Annotated in this window: 13 protein-coding genes; 8 read left to right on the top strand and 5 right to left on the bottom strand. The window is 69.4% G+C overall.

Annotated features, from left to right (window positions below; genetic code table 11):
• Positions 1–10: 10 nt before the first annotated feature.
• Entirely contained in the window at positions 11–949 is a 939-nt protein-coding gene (locus FNH13_RS08440; protein ID WP_143783047.1) for a TIGR01777 family oxidoreductase, read from the top strand.
• Positions 950–1,208: 259 nt separating this feature from the next.
• The gene (locus tag FNH13_RS08435; RefSeq protein ID WP_143783046.1) at positions 1,209–2,246 is read left to right on the top strand and encodes a hypothetical protein; all 1,038 of its coding nucleotides are present in this window, start codon (positions 1,209–1,211) and stop codon (positions 2,244–2,246) included.
• A gap of 10 nt (positions 2,247–2,256) precedes the next feature.
• Here FNH13_RS08435 and FNH13_RS08430 read toward each other — a convergent pair whose 3' ends face one another.
• On the bottom strand, positions 2,257–4,029 hold the full coding sequence (locus tag FNH13_RS08430; protein ID WP_143783045.1) for a serine/threonine-protein kinase: 1,773 nt from the start codon (positions 4,027–4,029) through the stop codon (positions 2,257–2,259).
• A gap of 95 nt (positions 4,030–4,124) precedes the next feature.
• Between FNH13_RS08430 and lipB the strand changes: the two genes are divergently transcribed.
• The 3 genes from lipB to FNH13_RS08415 are packed head-to-tail and all read left to right on the top strand — an operon-like array spanning position 4,125 to position 6,919.
• Positions 4,125–4,808, top strand: a complete 684-nt coding sequence (lipB, locus tag FNH13_RS08425) for a lipoyl(octanoyl) transferase LipB (protein WP_407669964.1) — start codon at positions 4,125–4,127, stop codon at positions 4,806–4,808.
• Positions 4,809–4,850: 42 nt separating this feature from the next.
• Positions 4,851–5,918, top strand: a complete 1,068-nt coding sequence (locus tag FNH13_RS08420; protein ID WP_143783043.1) for an ABC transporter ATP-binding protein — start codon at positions 4,851–4,853, stop codon at positions 5,916–5,918.
• Positions 5,915–6,919 (top strand): ABC transporter permease, encoded by a 1,005-nt coding sequence (locus tag FNH13_RS08415; RefSeq protein ID WP_143783042.1) that lies wholly within the window; start codon positions 5,915–5,917, stop codon positions 6,917–6,919. The genes FNH13_RS08420 and FNH13_RS08415 overlap by 4 nt, the downstream gene beginning before the upstream one ends.
• Positions 6,920–6,972: 53 nt before the next feature.
• Here the strand turns inward: FNH13_RS08415 and FNH13_RS08410 are convergent, their stop codons facing one another.
• From FNH13_RS08410 to FNH13_RS08400, 3 genes are all read right to left on the bottom strand, one after another.
• Complete coding sequence (locus FNH13_RS08410) at positions 6,973–7,632, bottom strand: SDR family oxidoreductase (protein WP_143783041.1); 660 nt, start codon at positions 7,630–7,632, stop codon at positions 6,973–6,975.
• 78 nt (positions 7,633–7,710) lie between these two features.
• Positions 7,711–8,694 carry an SdpI family protein gene (locus FNH13_RS08405; RefSeq protein WP_143783040.1) on the bottom strand — a complete coding sequence of 328 codons (984 nt, stop codon included), beginning with the start codon at positions 8,692–8,694 and terminating at the stop codon, positions 7,711–7,713.
• On the bottom strand, positions 8,691–9,044 hold the full coding sequence (locus FNH13_RS08400; protein ID WP_143783039.1) for a GntR family transcriptional regulator: 354 nt from the start codon (positions 9,042–9,044) through the stop codon (positions 8,691–8,693). The genes FNH13_RS08405 and FNH13_RS08400 overlap by 4 nt, the downstream gene beginning before the upstream one ends.
• A 181-nt stretch (positions 9,045–9,225) precedes the next feature.
• Between FNH13_RS08400 and lipA the strand changes: the two genes are divergently transcribed.
• Both lipA and FNH13_RS08390 read left to right on the top strand, forming a co-directional pair.
• Entirely contained in the window at positions 9,226–10,278 is a 1,053-nt protein-coding gene (gene lipA, locus FNH13_RS08395) for a lipoyl synthase (RefSeq protein WP_407669974.1), read from the top strand.
• Positions 10,279–10,283: 5 nt separating this feature from the next.
• Positions 10,284–11,063, top strand: a complete 780-nt coding sequence (locus FNH13_RS08390; protein WP_143783037.1) for a DUF4191 family protein — start codon at positions 10,284–10,286, stop codon at positions 11,061–11,063.
• Between the two features lie 72 nt (positions 11,064–11,135).
• On the opposite strand, the gene FNH13_RS08385 is transcribed toward FNH13_RS08390, so the two are convergent.
• Positions 11,136–11,570 carry an RDD family protein gene (locus tag FNH13_RS08385; protein WP_143783036.1) on the bottom strand — a complete coding sequence of 145 codons (435 nt, stop codon included), beginning with the start codon at positions 11,568–11,570 and terminating at the stop codon, positions 11,136–11,138.
• Between the two features lie 120 nt (positions 11,571–11,690).
• Here FNH13_RS08385 and glnA point away from each other — a divergent pair, with 120 nt between their 5' ends.
• Positions 11,691–13,115: a type I glutamate--ammonia ligase gene (gene glnA, locus FNH13_RS08380; protein WP_143783035.1), complete on the top strand. Its 1,425-nt coding sequence runs from the start codon at positions 11,691–11,693 to the stop codon at positions 13,113–13,115.
• The last annotated feature ends 13 nt before the right edge of the window (positions 13,116–13,128 follow it).

The following is a 13,128-nucleotide window of genomic DNA, read 5'->3' as shown; positions in this document are numbered from 1 at the left end:
CAGCAGCACTGTGACAACGGAGCCGAGCAGCCCGGATCATCTCGTCGCCATCACTGGCTCGAGTGGGCTGCTCGGCTCTGCGCTGTCCCAGGCCCTGCGTCAACGGGGCGACGAGGTCATCCACCTCGTGCGTCGCGATCCTGGCAACCAGCTCCCGCAGGGCGTGACCGAGGTCCGCTGGGACCCGAAGACCGGCCTGGCCGACGGCGCGGCGCTCGACCGGGTCACCGCCGTGGTCAACCTGGCTGGTGCCGGACTCGGTGACCGGCGCTGGACCGATCGATACAAGAACGAACTCGTCGAGTCACGGGTCATCAACACCAACACCCTCAGCGCCATCCTGGCCCGCCTGCCGCAACGTCCGCGTCTGGTCTCCGGGTCGGCGATCGGCTTCTACGGCACCCGCGGGGATGTCGAGCTGACCGAGCAGAGCACCGCCGGCACGGGCTTCGTGCCCGGTCTGGTCAGCGACTGGGAGCACTCGACCTGGGCAGCCGAGGAGGCTGGCCTGCCGGTCGCCCACATCCGCTCCGGCATCGTCTTCAGCCGCAAGGGCGGTGCGCTGGCCCGCCTGCTGCCCCTGGTCCGTGCCGGCCTGGCCGGCAAGATGGGCAGCGGCCGCCAGTTCTGGTCGTGGATCACCCTGCCCGATCACATCGCGGCGATGATCTGGCTGATCGACCACCCCGAGGTCACCGGTCCGGTCAACCTGACCGCACCCACGCCTGCTCCACAGACCGAGGTCGTGACGGCCCTGGCCGACATGCTGCACCGGCCCTCCCTGATCCCGGCGCCGACCATCGCGCTGCGGCTGGCCCTCGGCGAGATGGCCAGCGAGGTGCTGGGCAGCCAGCGGGTGCTGCCGACCGTGCTGCAGGAGTACGGCTTCACCTTCACCCACCCGGACCTGCAGAGCGCTGCCGCCTGGGTCACCGCGACCACCGACTAAGGGTGTCGGAGCATCTCCTGCCGCGGCTCGCCCGGACGGTGACCGACTTCGTCGCCGACGGGCTCTCAGCGCGGGATGTGCTGCGCTCCCCCTATTCGGGCCCGTGTGGCGCACGTGACTGGTGTGACTGTTGGGGCTAGGCTTTCGCCATGTGCGCCCATGGCCTCATCACTCACGCTGCAGACCGTGACCCTGCAGCTCCTGCCCGCCTGCTCGATCGCTGCTTTGCGGGATCCCGCGTCCCGGAAGCGGGCTGATCATGGGACCGATCAGGTATGGCCCCCTGCGGGCGAAGGCCTCACCCCGACGGGTCGCCGCGTGGCGCGAGAGCGTGCTGCTGCAGGAGGCTCGCGAGCACCCCGAGACCTCTGCGGCACCCGTGCTGCGCGCCTCGCGCTGGGTTGTCGTGGCCGCCTTGCTCACGGTGCTCTTCGGCGCGCTCACCGGCCTCATCGTGCTGCTCCTGCTGTCGCACCGGATGACCGAGGCCGGCCCCCTGGTGGTCGCCGTCCTGGCGACGTCCGGCTCGGCCGTGCTCTGGGCGCTGATGCAGAAGCAGGTGCGGCAGCAGGCCGAGGGATGGCGTGATCCGTTCCGGCTGATGACCTTCGCCCACGCCAACGGTTTCCATGCGGTGCCGGTGGCAAATCCTGCCGACCTTCCGGGTCGGATCTTCCACCGAGGGCTGGAGGAGCACCGGGTGCGGCTGGACGTGGTCGCGTGGGTGCAGGGTGGCCGTCAATGTCACGTCGGGACCGAGTGCTGGAGCTCTGGCGACGACACCGGACCCCGAGGCACGCCACAGGACGAGGGCAGTTGCCGCTATCTGGCGGTCCGGATCGGCAAGGAGGCTCTCCCCCGCGCCGAGTTCGACGCGTTCGGTGCGGACGAGTCGGCAGTCGCCACCACCCAGGAGGTGGACAGCAGGTCGGCCGGATCGTCTCTGAGCCTGGCGCCCAGCGCCCGCGACCCGCGCATCCGGGTGGAGCCGGGAGCCGAGCAGTGGGTCGAGGCGCTCTTCTCCGAGCGGGTGACCCGGCTGCTGACCAATGTGCACCAGCCGCGCCAGGCTGAGGTGGTGGGCGAGTGGTTCATCACCTATGACCTCAACGACGCCGAGCCACTGTCCATCTCGGGCTGGGAGCGGACCTTCCACCTGGTGGCTGCGCTGCCTGCGTTCCCGGTGCAGCCGCCCAGCAGCGCTCCGGGACACGACGAGATCCCCACCGAGGGCGCTGTCACCTCCTCCTCACGGGGGCGGCTGGGTGTGCTCCTGCGGCGGCGGCGCGAGCACTGACCCGGGTCCGTCAGCCCCACCCCCAGATCCGCCAACCATGCTCGAAGCGGTGCAGTTCCAGTTCAACGACCGCCGTGCTGCCCGGGTGGGTCATCGTCCCCTGCGGCGTGACCACCTGATAGTCCGAGCGCTCCACGTCCAGCTCCATCCGCACCCGGTCGGCCTCGGACTCGAGCACTGAGGCGCGTGTGACGGTGAACTCCAGCCCTCGGTAGGCGACCTCCTGCTCACGCGCACTGTCCAGGGAGTCCACCTCCTGCTCGTAGGCCGGCGAGCCGGACAGGTGTGCCCGCTCCAGATCAGCGGGATCGCCCGAGCTCCAGGCAGTGGCACGGGCGTCAAGCAGCTGTTGCGCCACGCCTCGGGGGTCGTCCACCGGATCGGTCAGACCTTGGCCCACCGTCTGCGCGGACGCCTCGGTGGTGGCCTCAGGTGCACCCGGCCCAGCCGTGCCGGGGACCGGGGCAGCCTCAGTCGTGCCTGGTGCAGCCTCAGCCGTGCCTGGTGCAGCCGTGGCGCTGGTCGCGTCATCGGTGTCCGGGACCGGAGCAGCGGCATCCGCCAGCACCGAGGCCCCGGCGACCTCCAGGGTTCCCGGAGCCTGCGGAGTGCCGCCCTCATCCGGTCCCGCGCCAGGGAGCAGTGACCGGACCGCCGGGACCAGCAGCAGGGCTCCCACCAGGAGCACGACGACGCCGCCCAGCATCCAGCCGGCGCGGGTCCGTGCCGACGCCGCCGACACCGCCGACACCCGGGCACGCAACCCGCGCCCCGTCGGCTCGGTGGCCGCCCGGTGCAGCGCTCGCGGGTGCACCTCACGCGCTCCGGCTCGAGCCAGGATCGCTCCCCGGTCGCGGGTCCGACCCCTGCCGACGGCACCGGTGGTCTCCCTCGCCCGGCCGGCTTCGCCATCGGCGTCTCTCTCCGGATCGGGGCCCGACAGGCTGTCCTCGACGCGGATCCGTTGGGTCAGCCCGGCAGCGGGGTCTGCTCCAGGTGCCAGCTCGACCGGCTCGGGGCGGGCCGCGGCAAACAGCGCCACCGCGACCTCCTCGGCCTCCGGTCGCTCCGAGGGCTCTGCCGCCAGGCACGCGGTGACCAGGGCCACCAGCGGTGCCGGCAGCTCGGGGCGCAGGTCGGCGAGCGCGCTGCGGGTGCCCACCCATCCTGGTGGCTCCCCCACCAGGCAGCGCCACGCCAGCGCTCCCAGCCCATAGACGTCGGACTCCGCCGAGGGTGCAAATCCCTCCAGCACCTCCGGGGCAACCATCCCGTCGGTGCCGTAGGTCTGCGTGCGCACCTCCCCGGCGATGCGTGACACCCCGAGGTCGGCCAGCAGCGGCATCCCGTCTGCCCGGAAGAGCACATTGCCGGGGGCGACGTCGCCATGGACCACACCGGCGCGGTGCAGCTCGGCCAGGGCACCGGCCAGTGGCGAGCACACGGTCACCAGCTCGCCTGGCGTCAGGTGCTCACGTGCTCCGAGCACCTCGGCCAGGGACCCACCATCGGCCAGTTCCATCGCCAGCGCGATCCCACCGGGACGGCCACCCTCTCCGGGAACTGGCAATACGTCATACAGGTGGATGACGTGCTCGTGCCGCACGCGGGCCAGCACCCCAGCCTCCCGCAGCGCTGCCGTGACCTGCTCAGGCTCGGTCGGCAGCACCTTGAGGGCGACGGCGAGGTCATCAGCCCGGCGCCGAGCCCGCCACACCTGGGCGCTGGAGCCAACGCCGATCCGGCCCAGCACGTCATACCCGGGAATCTGCGGAACATCCATGCCCGGCACCCTGCACTTCCCGGCCCCCTTCGCGCAGATGTTGTCCACAGGGGGGCGCTGACCTGCCCCTGAGCCCGTCCACAGCCCCTCCGGCGGTGACGGTCGCGAGGCGTACAGTGGCAGCCATGCGCATCGAGCACGTCGGTTTCGCCCCGGACTACGTCGACTACGAGCAGGCGTGGGCGCACCAGCGCGAGGTGCACGCCCAGGTGGTCAGCGGCGAGCTGCCCGACTCGATCCTGCTGCTGGAGCACGCGGCCGTCTACACCGCCGGCAAGCGCACCGAGGACCACGAGCGTCCCACCGACGGCACCCCGGTCATCGACGTCGACCGGGGCGGCAAGATCACCTGGCACGGCCCTGGTCAGCTGGTGGGCTACCCGATCGTGCACCTGCCCTCCCCGGTCGACGTGGTCGCCCACGTGCGCCGTCTGGAGGACCTGCTCATCGACGTGTGCGCGGACTTCGGGGTGCACACGACCCGGGTCGAGGGCCGCAGTGGCGTCTGGGTGCTGGCCGACGAGCGCGGGCCGGACCGCAAGATCGGCGCGATCGGCATTCGGGTCAGTCAGGATGTGACGATGCACGGCTTCTCGTTCAACGCCGACTGCGACCTGTCCTGGGCCGATGCGATCATCCCCTGCGGCATCGCCGACGCCGGCGTGACGACCCTGTCCCTGGAGCTGGGCCGTCCGGTCACCGTCCAGGACGTGCTCCCCCGCATCGAGTCACGCGTGTCGCACCTGTCTACCACCTCACCCGCCGCCATACTCTCCTGAGTCGGCCCCTCTCGTGCGGCCGCGCGCCGAGGGGAGTATGCCGTGGAGTTGGCTGCCGATGATGGGCTCGCCGTCGCGACCCGGGGGTTGCGCAAGACCTTCGCGGGAGTCCGTGGCCGCCGGGTGGCGATCCACGGCCTGGACCTGGACGTGCCCGCCGGAGGTGTCCACGGCTTCCTGGGGCCCAACGGCTCGGGCAAGACCACGACCATCCGCATGCTCCTGGGGCTGCTGCGGGCGGACAGCGGCACCATGCACATCTTTGGCCAGCCGGTGCCGCAGCGCCTGCCGCACGTCATCGGCCGCGTCGGCGCGATCGTGGAGAGCCCGAAGTTCTATCCGACCTTCACCGGGCGCAAGAGCCTGAGTCTGCTGGCCGACGCCATCGGCACCCCTCAGCAGCGCGTTGGTGAGGTGCTGGAGGAGGTGGGGCTGGCCGACCGTGGGGACGACCGCTTCGCTGCCTACTCCTTGGGCATGAAGCAGCGTCTGGCGATCGCCGCGACACTGCTGAAGTCCCCCGATCTGCTGATCTTCGACGAGCCCACCAACGGCCTGGACCCGGCCGGCATCCGGGAGATCCGCGAGACGATGCGCCGCCTGGGCACGGAGGGCCGCACCGTGCTGGTGAGCAGTCACATCCTCTCCGAGATCGAGCAGATCGCCGACACAGTCTCGATCATCGGGCGCGGCCAGGTGGTGGCCCAGGGCGCGGTCGCCGATCTCATCAACGAGGCCGGCGCCGGCGGTGTCGACGTCGGCATCGACAGCCCCGAGGCCGCGGTCGCCGTCCTGCGTCGGGTCGGGATGACCGCCGACCTGACCGCCGATGGCCTGCGCGTCAGCGGCGTCGACCGTCCCGCCGACATCACCCGCGCCCTGGCGGCCCAAGGTCTGTATGTCGACCGGCTCGTCCCCGCCCGCCGCGACCTGGAGTCCGCCTTCCTGCAGCTGACCCAGGACGACCAGCTCGGCGCCTCCACCCCACCACCGCCGAGCGCACCGGGTGGCGGCCTCCCACCCCCGCCGAGCGCACCGGGTGGCGGCCTTCCACCGCCACCTGACGCACGGCATACCCCTCACTCCGCAGACGAGGAGGGCGGCCGATGACCCAGCTGACCCGCGTCGAGCTGCGGCGCATCCTCTCCCGCAAGATCGTGCACCTGTCGGTGCTGGCCATCCTGGCGGTCTCGGCCCTGGTCTTCTGGGGCTTGTGGCAGAGCGTCCAGCCGCTGTCTGCTTTTGAGGACCGGGCACGCGCGGACTTCGAGATGGCACACGAGGACTGGGAGTCCCAGCAGGAGTTCAACGACGAGGAGTTCATCTCCCAGTGTCTTGAGGACCAGGAGGCTGAGCGCGAGCGGACAGGGGACGCCACCCTCGACTTCGGGTGTGAGTGGCCCGAGCCGACCTTCGAGGAGATGCTGGCAAGTTACGGGCCGCCGTCGATGGTCGACCTCTACACGATGAACCTGCAGCAGACCGGGACCCTGGTGTTCTTCCTCGTCCTCCTCGGTGGCTCGACCGCGACCGCCGCCGAGCTGGCCCACCGGACCCTGGGCACCTGGCTGACCTTTGAGCCGCGCCGTGATCGCGTCTTCGGCAGCAAGGTGCTCGCCTCGGGACTGGTCGCGATCCCGATCACCGCCCTCTTCCTGGCCCTGATCCTCGGCGGCATCCCCCTCATCTTTCGGATGAGGGGCGTGGACGACGCGGTCACCGCGGCCCAGTGGGCCGACCTGGGGTGGATGAGCGCGCGGATCGTGCTGCTGGCGGTCTTCCTCGGCATGGTCGGCGCTGCTGCCGGCCTGCTCCTGAGGCACACGGGGGCGGTGCTGGGCATCGTCATCGGCTACATGCTCGTCGCGGAAAACATGGTGCGCGCGCTGTTCCCGGACTGGGCAAAGTATCTGCTCAGTGAAAACCTCATCGCCTGGGTCAACGACGGCCACGAGATGCACACCTGGGTGTGCGACGAGGGATTCGAGGGCAACTGCCGCGAGGTGATCACGCGCATCTCGCTCGAGCAGGGCGCCCTGGTCATCGGTGTCGTCGGCGCAGTGATAATCCTCGCGTCCTGGCTGGTCTTCCGCCGCCGCGACGTCAACTGACCCCAGACCCAGGCGTCCAGTCACCCGCAGGGGCGCCACACGGCGCCACTCGGTCAGTGGGTGCCGAGCGCCTCGCCGATCGGGGTGCTGCCACCGACGAACTCGTAGGTGCTGCCCACGGTGCGCTCGTCGGTCAGGAGGGCCGCGATCACGCTGGCGACGTCCTCCCGCGAGACGCTGGTGTCGTCGTTGGCCCGGTCATAGTTGCGGTCCAGGTGGATCGTCCCGGCCCCCGGCTCGAGGTCGAGCGCGCCGGGCGCCACGATCGTCCACTGCAGGCCCGTCGCGCGCAGGTGAGCGTCCGCGGCAGCCTTCGCCTCGGCATACGTGCTGAAGGGGTTGTCGGCAGGGATCTCGTCCTTGCCGGCTCCGCGATAGGACACCATGACGTAGCGGTAGACCCCGGCCTTGGCCGCGGCGTCCATCGAGGCGATCGCGGCGTCACGGTCGACGGCCTTGGTGCGCTCGGGGTCGCCCCCGCCGGCACCGGCCGACCAGACCACCGCGTCCTGGCCCTGCAGCGCCTGGGCCAGGGAGTCCACGTCCGCCTTCTCGATGTCCAGCACCAACGGAGTGGCTCCGGTCTGGGTGACGTCAGCCTCATGGTCAGGGTTGCGCACGATCGAGGTCACCTCGTCGCCGCGGTCACTGAGCTGGCGCGCCAGGTGCAGCGCCACCTTGCCGTGGCCACCAATGATTGCGATGCGGGACATGCAAAACCTCCGTCAGGTGAGTCGTTGGGTTCACTGGCGACAACAGGTGCTTGTGGCTCGCTGTTCCACGGCCTGGCATCAGTGCTGGTCAGTGGCGTGTCGGCCGATCTCCAGATAGCCCAGCAACAGGCCCGCGCCGGTCGCCGCATCGTCCACCGTGGCGACGAACCGGCGGCGACCGTGCGTGACCTGCAGGGCGCTGCCACTGCGGGTCACCAGGCCGAGGGCACCGGGCCGCATCCGCAGCCCATACCCGCCGAACTCGGCCGGGGAGGCGTCCACCACACCGGCGTCGGTGATCCGGTCCAGAGCGATATGCCCCCGTGGCAGGCCGACCGCGGACCGCCAGGTCACCCCGGAGCCGTCGACGGTCACGACGAAGCTGGTCACCGCCACCATGAGGAGCGCGACGAGAGCCGTGATGAGCCAGAGCCACCAGATCCCACTGACGAGCGTGGCGATCCCCAGGACCACCACCGCACCCAACATCGCCAGCAGCGGCAGCCGCCCCATCTCCACCCGACCGAACCACGAGGCCCGCTCGGTCGGTGCGAGGACCACCGGTGTCACAGCCTCCGGAGCGGGGCGTGGGAGGCCGCGCGGCACCACCCACGCCACGACCATGCCCACCGCGATGGCGAGCAGGGCCGAGAGCAGCATCAGCCACGGGCTGAGCCGCACCTCGTCCGGGGCGGCGGCACCGCGGTTGGCCAGCACGAGGCCGACAAAGAGTGTGGTCAGCCCGACGGGCAGTCCGGCCAGGAGCCCGCTGAACGCGCGCGCCCCGTCACCCCGCCACCACTGGGTGGTGGCGAAGATGCCGATCAGCAGCGCCGGCAGCCCGATCCCGACCAGTGCGAACATCCCCATGGCCATCGCGCTCGCCATGTCGTCGTCAGGCACTCCCGAGACGTCGAAGTGGGTGGCCAGCCGGTCCGGCAGGTCACCGGCGACCAGCAGCATGATGCTCAGCAGGAGCACGGCGCTCAGGGCAGTGACCAGGATCGTCGCGGTCAGGTGCGCGCGGGCGACACGCCGCTCGTCGGTGGTTGAGATGGTCATGGCTGTGCTCCTTCATCAAGGGCCTGGTGCAGCTGGGACAGGGGTATGCCGTGCCGCCGCGCGGTCTCGATCAGGTCGGCGACCGCTCGGGTCACCTCTGGGGCGGTGGCCTCCTGCGGGAGGACCACGGCACCGCGGCCTCGCCTGAGGTCGATCACGCCGGCCTCGCGCAGCTCGGTGTAGGCCCGCAGCACGGTGTGCATGTTGACCTCGAGCGAGGACGCCAGGTCACGGGCAGCCGGGAGCCGGTCCCCCGCACTGACCTCGCCGGCCGCGATCGCTCGCCGGACCTCGCGCTCGATCTGGACATAGATCGGCTCAGTCGCTCTGGGGTCGATGCGGATGAGCACCACCCGATCATATAGTTCTACTTGCTCTATAACAAATCCGAGACGACCACAATTGTCTCTCCCCCAATGCCGGGCAACTCCCGGCTGCGGGGTGACGACGCTCGACCCGGAGGACTACGAGGCCGACCGTGCCCCCGGTCCTGGCCGGGACTAGGCTGACCGGACCAATCGTCTGCAAGACCTGTTTGCTTGCACAGAAAGGGAACGAGTGACTGTCGCACCCGAAGGTCGCCGCATGCTGCGCGTCGAGGCCCGCAACGCAGAGACTCCCATCGAGCGCAAGCCCGAGTGGATCCGCACCACCGCCAAGATGGGGCCGGAGTACCAGGAACTGCACAGCATGGTGAAGTCCGGTGGGCTGCACACCGTGTGTCAGGAGGCTGGCTGCCCCAACATCTTTGAGTGTTGGGAGGACCGGGAGGCCACCTTCCTCATTGGTGGCGACATCTGCACCCGCCGCTGCGACTTCTGCGACATCGCGACGGGCAAGCCCCGCGCCCTGGACCTCGACGAGCCGCGCCGCGTGGCCGAGTCGGTCCAGCAGATGGGCCTGCGCTACTCCACGGTCACCGGCGTCGCCCGTGACGACCAGCCCGACGGCGCTGCCAGCCTGTATGCCGAGACGATTCGTCAGATCCATCTCCTCAACCCCAACACCGGGGTCGAGATCCTCCCGCCGGACTTCGGTGCCGTCCCCGAGCTGGTCTCCCAAGTCTTCGACGCGCGCCCCGAGGTCTTCGCTCACAACCTGGAGACGGTGCCGCGCATCTTCAAGCGGATCCGTCCGGCCTTCACCTACGACAAGTCGCTGCACGTGCTCACCATGGCCCGTGAGGCCGACCTGGTCACCAAGTCCAACCTGATCCTGGGCATGGGCGAGGAGGACCACGAGGTCGAGGCGGCCCTGCACGACCTGCACGACGCGGGTTGCGACATCCTGACCATCACGCAGTACCTGCGCCCCTCCAAGCTGCACCACCCGATCGACCGGTGGGTCAAGCCCGAGGAGTTCGTGCACTGGTCCGACCTGGCCGAGCAGATCGGATTCAAGGGCGTCATGGCTGGTCCGCTGGTGCGCAGCTCCTACCGAGCGGGGCGCCTGTACGCCCAGGCCATGCACAAGTGGGGCCGCCCGATCCCCGAGCACCTCTCGCACCTGGACCAGGCAGCGAGCGACCCGGCCCGGCAGGAGGCCTCGTCGCTGCTGTCCCGGGCGCAAGCCAACGTATCCTGATCCCTATGTCCGCCAAGAACAGCACCACCGAACCCAAGAAGAGACGGTTCGGCCGCAAGAACAAGAAGCCCCGGGACCCGAACAACCCCGGGAGGTGGGCACAGTTCAAGCAGGTCTGGACCATGACCCGCAAGCAGGACCCCGCCGCGATGTGGTGGATGCTGCTGGCGGGGCTGGCAGTGCTGCTCCTCGCACTGCTGGTCGGCCTGTGGCTCAACATGGTCATCTACTGCATGATCATCGGCCTGCCGCTGGCACTCCTGGCCGCGCTCTTCGTGCTCGCCCGCAAGGCGGAGCAAGCTGCCTTCAGTCAGATCGAGGGCCAGCCCGGAGCCACCTCAGCGGTCATGGGGACGTTGCGCCGTGGCTGGTACTACGACCAGGAGCCGGTCGCCGCCGAGGCCAGCGGCAAGGTGCGCGGCATGCGCGACCTGCACAACGCGGCGATGGTCTTTCGCGCCGTCGGTCGCCCCGGCGTGGTGCTGCTGAGCGAGGGTCCATCAGCGGGCGCCAAGCGCCTCGTAGACAGCGAGCGCCGCAGGGTCACCCGCATCGTCGGAGATGAGGTGCCGGTCCACGTCCTGCGCATCGGTCGCGGCGAGGGTGAGATCCGGCTGTCCAAGATCGTCAAGGCCATGAAGAAGCTCGACAAGAGCATCACCAAGGAGGAGGCGGTCGTCGTGCACAAGCGCCTCAAGGCGATTGGTGCCTCCAAGCCTCCGCTGCCGGCCGGGGTCGACCCGCGCAAGGCACGGATGGACCGGCGGGCGCTGCGCGGCCGCTGAGTTTCTCAACCCCGTGCACAGGGTCGGGGATGACGGCGGCCGAGCAGGAGGCACCAGGGACCGGTCCGGTGGCTACCGGCTCCGCAGGATGACGGTGCCGGCCGCCCGGTCGTGCAGGCCGCGACCGTGGCGGTCGATGATGAAGGCGGGCACCACCAGGCACAGCAGGACGGTGCGGATCAGCGCTGCCTTGGGTCCCGGCATACTCGGTCGTCCGGCACGCAGACCCTCGAGGTGGTGCACCTGCAGCCCGAGGATCCGGTGACCCAGGGTGTAGCCCACGGTGCCGACCAGGAGCAGATTCTCGAGGGCGAAGAGGCCGAGCGGGAGCAGGGACTCGGTGCCGGTCAGCTCGCCCCAGCGCACCCCGAGAGCTGCCAGCGCGATAAAGGTGCAGGCCAGCCAGTCGATCAGGATCGCGACCAGCCGTCGCGGAAAGGTCCCGACCGATCCCGGCCCGTCTTCCGGCAGTCCCAGGGTGTCACCCGGATAGGCTGTGTCGGTCATCCCAGCAGCGTAACCCGCGTAACACGGGCGAAACATCCGGGTGACGGCCAGGAAACCGGTCCGACCTATCGTCAAGCGCATGCGGGATCCCGACACCCCGCGCGGCAACCAGGAGGATGGATGTTTACCAGTGCAGAGGAGGTCCTCGCCTTCATCAAGGACGAGGATGTGAAGTTCATTGACATCAGGTTCTGTGACCTGCCCGGCGTGATGCAGCACTTCAACGTGCCAGCAGTCTCCTTCGACCAGGAGGCCTTCACCGCCGGCCAGATGTTCGACGGCTCCTCCATCCGCGGTTTCAAGTCCATCCACGAGTCGGACATGAAGCTGATCCCGGACCCGAAGACGGCCTACATCGATCCTTACCGGGTCGAGAAGACCCTCATCATGAACTTCGCGATCGTCGACCCCTTCACCGACGAACCCTACGAGCGCGACCCGCGCCAGATCGCGGCGAGGGCCGAGGAGTACCTCGCCTCCACGGGGATCGCCGACACCGCCTACTTCGGCGCCGAGGCCGAGTTCTACGTCTTTGACGACGTGCGCTTCTCCACCGGCCCCTCGGGCGGTTACTACCACATCGACTCCATCGAGGCAGCCTGGAACACCGGCCGTGCCGAGGAGGGTGGCAACCGCGGCTACAAGACCCGTTACAAGGGCGGCTACTTCCCGGTCCCTCCGGTGGACCACTTCGCCGACATCCGCGACCGGATGTGCCTGGAGATGGCACAGGTCGGTCTGGAGGTCGAGCGCTCGCACCACGAGGTGGGCACGGCGGGCCAGCAGGAGATCAACTACCGGTTCAACACGCTGCTCCACGCGGGCGACGACCTGATGAAGTTCAAGTACGTCATCAAGAACAGCGCCTGGGCGCGGGGCAAGACCGCCACCTTCATGCCCAAGCCGCTGTTCGGCGACAACGGCTCGGGCATGCACACGCACCAGTCCTTGTGGAAGGACGGCGAGCCGCTGTTCTATGACGAGAGCGGCTATGGCGGACTGTCGGACATCGCCCGCTGGTATATCGGTGGCCTGCTCTCACACGGTCCCTCGCTGCTGGCCTTCACCAACCCCTCGATGAACTCCTACCACCGGTTGGTCCCCGGCTATGAGGCGCCGATCAACCTGGTCTACTCCGCTCGCAACCGCTCGGCGTGCGTGCGCATCCCGATCACCGGCAACTCCCCCAAGGCCAAGCGGGTCGAGTATCGCGTGCCCGACCCGTCGGCCAACCCCTACCTGTGCTTCGCGGCGCAGCTGATGGCCGGCCTGGACGGCATCCGCAACCGGATCGAGCCGCCGGAGCCGGTGGACAAGGACCTCTACGAGCTGCCCCCGGAGGAGATGGAGAACATCGAGCAGCTGCCCACCTCCCTGCCGGAGGTGCTGATCGCGCTGGAGAACGACCACGACTACCTCACCGAGGGCGACGTCTTCACCGAGGACCTCATCGCGACCTGGATCGATTACAAGCGCAAGAACGAGATCGACCCGATCCGTCTGCGTCCCCACCCGCACGAGTTCGAGATGTACTTCGACATCTAAGCAAACTCGCAGG

The organism is Ornithinimicrobium ciconiae (genome assembly GCF_007197575.1).
Taxonomy (GTDB): domain Bacteria; phylum Actinomycetota; class Actinomycetes; order Actinomycetales; family Dermatophilaceae; genus Ornithinicoccus; species Ornithinicoccus ciconiae.
The sequence above is the reverse complement of the archived record's forward strand: the minus strand, read 5'-3'. Positions and strand labels throughout refer to the sequence as shown.

Coding starts and splice junctions, on each gene's coding strand:
- FNH13_RS08435 (WP_143783046.1), top strand. CDS start 1,209: ATGGGACCGATCAGGTATGGCCCCCTGCGGGCGAAGGCCTCACCCCGA.
- FNH13_RS08430 (WP_143783045.1), bottom strand. CDS start 4,029: ATGGATGTTCCGCAGATTCCCGGGTATGACGTGCTGGGCCGGATCGGC.
- FNH13_RS08415 (WP_143783042.1), top strand. CDS start 5,915: ATGACCCAGCTGACCCGCGTCGAGCTGCGGCGCATCCTCTCCCGCAAG.
- FNH13_RS08410 (WP_143783041.1), bottom strand. CDS start 7,632: ATGTCCCGCATCGCAATCATTGGTGGCCACGGCAAGGTGGCGCTGCAC.
- FNH13_RS08405 (WP_143783040.1), bottom strand. CDS start 8,694: ATGACCATCTCAACCACCGACGAGCGGCGTGTCGCCCGCGCGCACCTG.
- FNH13_RS08390 (WP_143783037.1), top strand. CDS start 10,284: ATGTCCGCCAAGAACAGCACCACCGAACCCAAGAAGAGACGGTTCGGC.
- FNH13_RS08385 (WP_143783036.1), bottom strand. CDS start 11,570: ATGACCGACACAGCCTATCCGGGTGACACCCTGGGACTGCCGGAAGAC.
- glnA (WP_143783035.1), top strand. CDS start 11,691: ATGTTTACCAGTGCAGAGGAGGTCCTCGCCTTCATCAAGGACGAGGAT.